At 73.4% G+C, this 4,765-nt stretch carries 4 protein-coding genes; 1 reads left to right on the plus strand and 3 read right to left on the minus strand.

The window, feature by feature from the left end:
• From pssA to glp, 3 genes are all read right to left on the minus strand, one after another.
• On the minus strand, positions 1-777 hold a 777-nt coding region (pssA, locus tag GTW08_RS23015), incomplete at its 3' end, for a CDP-diacylglycerol--serine O-phosphatidyltransferase (RefSeq protein ID WP_161152513.1).
• A 10-nt stretch (positions 778-787) separates the two neighbouring features.
• A complete protein-coding gene (locus GTW08_RS23020; protein ID WP_073576661.1) occupies positions 788-1,498 on the minus strand; it encodes a phosphatidylserine decarboxylase in 711 nt (236 codons plus the stop codon).
• Positions 1,499-2,099: 601 nt separating this feature from the next.
• Positions 2,100-3,353 carry a gephyrin-like molybdotransferase Glp gene (glp, locus tag GTW08_RS23025; protein WP_073576662.1) on the minus strand — a complete coding sequence of 418 codons (1,254 nt, stop codon included), beginning with the start codon at positions 3,351-3,353 and terminating at the stop codon, positions 2,100-2,102.
• A gap of 218 nt (positions 3,354-3,571) precedes the next feature.
• On the opposite strand from glp, the gene groL reads away from it, so the two are divergent.
• On the plus strand, positions 3,572-4,765 hold a 1,194-nt coding region (gene groL / locus GTW08_RS23030; protein ID WP_161152514.1), incomplete at its 3' end, for a chaperonin GroEL.

Genomic DNA, 4,765 nt, shown 5'->3' on the forward strand with positions numbered 1-4,765 from the left:
GACGGCGCGGCGCTGGCGGGTCGGCACGTCCCACGCCTCGGGGTGGCGCGACAGCCAGCGGTAGCGGTAGGCCGTCCAGGGCATGAGCAGCAGGTAGGCGAGTCCGGCGACGGCGATCCCGAGGAACGGGATCGTGATCAGGATCGCGACGACCGCGGCCACCCCGACGAGCAGCCATCGGGTGGCGCGGGGGGAGACCCGGACCGTCTTGAGCGACAACGTCGGGATGCGGCTGACCATGAGCCCGGCCGTGACCAGCGCCCACACCGCGACCAGTGGCCGCTCCGACCACCAGCCCTGACCGAAGTGCAGCCACAGATAGATCGGGATGCCCGCGGTCAGCGCGGCCGCGGGTGCCGGGACGCCGACGAAGAACTCACGGGCGAACGGCGGGGCGCTGTCGTCGTCGATCAGGGTGTTGAAGCGTGCCAGGCGCAGCGCCATGCACACCGCGAACACCAGGGCCACCATCCAGCCGGCCCGGGTGCCCTCGAACGCCCAGATGTAGATGACCAGGGCGGGGGCGACACCGAAGGACACCAGGTCGGCCAGCGAGTCGAGCTCGGCGCCGATCCGGCTGGAGGCGTCGAGCAGCCGGGCCAGGCCTCCGTCGAGGGCGTCGCAGAGCGCGGCCACCAGGACGGCGATGATCGCGAAGTCGAAGCGCGACTGGAGCGCGAAGTAGACCGCGGTCAGGCCCGCACAGAGGTTGAGGACGGTGACCGCGTTCGGCAGCAGCCGCACGCCGGCGGGATAACCGCCGGCGGGGCGGGACATCCCCACGACCTCAGCGCTCCGCCGGCCCGGCCACCAGGCCGAGCACGGTCTCCCCGCCCACGGTCCGCTGGCCGGGGCGGACCAGCGCGGTCGTCCCGGGCGGGAGGTAGGTGTCCACGCGCGAGCCGAACCGGATGAGGCCGAACCGCTCGCCCGCGGCGACCTCGTCGCCGGCGCGCAGGGCGCAGACGATCCGGCGGGCCAGCAGACCGGCGATCTGCACGACCCCGACCCCGACGCCGTCGGCGCGGACCACGGTGATCGCGTTGCGCTCGTTGTCCTCGCTCGCCTTGTCCAGGTCCGCGGACAGGAACGTGCCGGGCGAGTACTGGACCCGCGCGACGCGGCCGTGCACCGGGACCCACTGGACGTGCACGTCCAGCACGGTCAGGAAGATCGAGACCCTGGTGTGCGGGACCCGCGGCAGGTCGAGCTCGGCGGGCGGGACCGTCTCGGTCACGGTGGCGACCGCGCCGTCGGCGGGGGCCAGCACCGCGTCGGTGCGCAGCGGCGGGGTCCGGACGGGGTCGCGGAAGAACAGCGCGGTGGCCGCGGTGGCGAGCAGGCCCGGCAGGGTGCCGCGGCCGGTGAGGGCACGCACCCCCGCCGCGGCGAGCGCCACACCGGCGACGATCGGACGCCCGCCCGGGTGCATCGGGGGGATCGCGTCCCGGACCAGTCGGGCGATGTGGGTCGGGGAGGTCCCGGTTCCTTCGGCCATGGTGGGTCGTCGGCTCCTGATGCTCCGGTGGGGGATCACCAACGCTACGCGGGCGCCGCGGACGGCTGTCCGGCGGGACGACCGGGACACGCCGAGGATCCGGGGGTCCCCGTGCCGGGACGGAACCGGTGGCAGGATCGTCGGTTCGTGCCCGACGCCGTCCGCCCGCGGTGCGCGACCCCGCGGGCCGGTCGGGGGCAGCACAAAGGGCCGGGGCCGTCGTCCCCCGAGACGACGACCCCGGCCTTGGAACCGCTCGTCCGCTCCCCAGCGACGGGCGGTGGGTCTTGTGCTGTAAAGGGTCTACCCCTCCACACCGGAAAGTATTCCTCTCCGACGACCGGCAGTCCAGATCACGACGGATGTCCGCCGTGATCTACCTCTTTCGGCCGAACGGACACCCCCTAGGACGTCGCGCGCGGTGAGATCGTTGCCCCGACTGCCTATGAACCAGCTCACACTTTCGGCGCAGCCGCACGTCCGCGCGAGTGGTGGGTCCGTCGCAGAGCGCGATCCTGCTCGCGACGCCCGGACGCCCTGGCCGCCCGCCCGGCTCCGCGTGTCACCGCCCGGCGCCGGGCCGCGACCACCGGACGCCGGGTCACGGGGCGTCGAGCAGCCAGACCGCGACCTGCTCGCCGTCGGCGACGGAGGTGGTGTCGGCGGGCAGGTCGATCAGGCAGTCGGCCCGGGCGAGCGCCGCGATCAGGTGCGACCCGGTGGACCCCACCTCGGACACGGTCCCGGCGGCGGCGTCGAGCAGGCCGCGCCGGAACTGGCGGCGCCCCGCGGGCGAGGACAGCGTCCCGGACAGCCGGGCGGTCACCACCGGCCGCGCCGGTGCGGGGTGCCCGGCCGCCGCCCGGAGCGCGGGCCGGACGAACACCTCGAACGAGACCTGGGAGCTCACCGGGTTCCCGGGCAGGGTGACGGTGGCGACCTCGGTCCCGCCCAGCTCGAGCCGGCCGCAGCCCTGCGGACCGCCGGGCTGCATCGCGACCTTGCCGAACTCCACGCCGTGGCCGGTCATGGCGTCCTTGACGACCTCGTAGGCGCCGGCGCTCACGCCGCCGGAGGTGAGGACGAGGTCGACGCCGTCGCCGACCTTCTCCGCGAGCACCGCACGGAACCGCTCGACGTCGTCGGGGACGAAGGACAGCTGCTCGGCCGTCGCGCCCGCCTCCCGGACCGCGACGGCGAGCATCGTGCCGTTGGACTCGTAGATCTGCCCGGGCGCCAGCGTGCCACCCGGGGCGACGAGCTCCGAGCCGGTGGACAGCACGAGCACGTGCGGGCGACGGCGGACCGGCAGCTCCGCCCGGCCCACGGCGGCGGCGAGCCCGATCTGGGGCGCGGCCAGCACCGTCCCGGCCCGCAGTACGACGGCACCCGACGCGGCGTCCTCACCGGCCCGGCGGACGAACGCGCCCGGCTGCGGCGCCTCGTGGATCCGGACGCGGTCGAGCCCGCCGCCGGGACCGGCGTCGGTCTGCTCGACCGGCACGATCGCGTCCGCGCCCTCGGGGACGGGGGCGCCCGTCATGATCCTGGCCACGGTGCCCGGCGCCAGCGCGGGGACGTCGGTGCGCCCGGCCGGGATGTCGGCCGCGACCGGGAGCTCCACCGGCGATTCCGCCGAGGCGCCGGCGAGGTCGGCCGCGCGGACCGCGTAGCCGTCCATCGCGGAGTTGTCGAAGGGCGGCAGCGCGACGCCCGCCGTCAGGTCCTCGGCCAGCACCCGGCCGCTCGCGGCGGCCAGCGCGACCGGCTCGGTCCCGGTCGGCGGCAGCAGGGCCGCGACCGCGGCGGCGTGCTCGGAGACGGTGCGCGGACCGGCCTGCGACCAGGTGCTCATGGCCCCATCCTGCCCGCCGTCGCGGACGGCCCGCAGCCCGGCGGGGTCCGCTTGCACTCACCACGGGCGAGTGCTAGAAACGGGCTCAGCATCCACTGGCACTCGTGTCCGTGGAGTGCCAAGGTCGGGTCGGTGAGTCCGGCGCAGGGTTGCCGGGCGTCCGTCGCGGGCACCGCATCCGATCACTCGACTCACCTCTATCGGAGGGCAACACCCCCATGGCGAAGCAGATCGCGTTCGACGAGGAGGCCCGTCGGGGCCTCGAGCGGGGCATGAACACCCTCGCCGACGCCGTCAAGGTGACGCTGGGCCCGAAGGGCCGCAACGTCGTGCTCGAGAAGAAGTGGGGCGCGCCGACCATCACCAACGACGGTGTGTCGATCGCCAAGGAGATCGAGCTCGAGGACTCCTGGGAGAAGATCGGCGCCGAGCTGGTGAAGGAGGTCGCCAAGAAGACCGACGACATCGCGGGCGACGGCACCACCACCGCCACCGTGCTGGCCCAGGCGCTGGTCCGTGAGGGCCTGCGCAACGTGGCCGCCGGCGCGAACCCGATGTCGCTCAAGCGCGGCATCGAGAAGGCCACCGAGGCCGTCTCCCAGGCGCTGCTGAAGTCGGCCAAGGAGATCGAGACCAAGGAGCAGATCGCTGCCACGGCCTCCATCTCGGCCGCCGACCCGCAGATCGGTGAGCTCATCGCCGAGGCGATGGACAAGGTCGGCAAGGAAGGCGTCATCACGGTCGAGGAGTCGCAGACCTTCGGGCTCGAGCTCGAGCTCACCGAGGGCATGCGCTTCGACAAGGGCTACATCTCGCCCTACTTCGTGACCGACGCCGAGCGCATGGAGGTCGAGCTGGAGGACCCGTACGTCCTCCTCGTCTCCTCCAAGATCTCGACCGTCAAGGACCTGCTCCCGCTGCTGGAGAAGGTCATGCAGTCGGGCAAGCCGCTCGCCATCATCGCCGAGGACGTCGAGGGCGAGGCCCTGGCCACCCTGGTCGTCAACAAGATCCGCGGCACCTTCAAGTCCGTCGCCGTCAAGGCCCCGGGCTTCGGTGACCGCCGCGAGGCGATGCTGGCCGACATGGCCATCCTGACCGGTGGCGAGGTCATCTCGGAGAAGGTCGGCCTCAAGCTCGACACCGCCGACCTGTCCCTGCTGGGCACCGCCCGCAAGGTCGTTGTGACCAAGGACGAGACCACCATCGTCGACGGCGCCGGTGACGCCGACCAGATCGCCGGCCGGGTCAACCAGATCCGCGCCGAGATCGACCGCACCGACTCCGACTACGACCGCGAGAAGCTCCAGGAGCGCCTCGCCAAGCTGGCCGGCGGCGTTGCCGTCATCAAGGCCGGCGCGGCGACCGAGGTCGAGCTCAAGGAGCGCAAGCACCGCATCGAGGACGCCGTC

It is taken from the genome of Pseudonocardia sp. SID8383 (genome assembly GCF_009864975.1).
In the GTDB taxonomy this organism is placed as follows: domain Bacteria; phylum Actinomycetota; class Actinomycetes; order Mycobacteriales; family Pseudonocardiaceae; genus Pseudonocardia; species Pseudonocardia alni.

Coding starts and splice junctions, on each gene's coding strand:
- GTW08_RS23020 (WP_073576661.1), bottom strand. CDS start 1,498: ATGGCCGAAGGAACCGGGACCTCCCCGACCCACATCGCCCGACTGGTC.
- glp (WP_073576662.1), bottom strand. CDS start 3,353: ATGAGCACCTGGTCGCAGGCCGGTCCGCGCACCGTCTCCGAGCACGCC.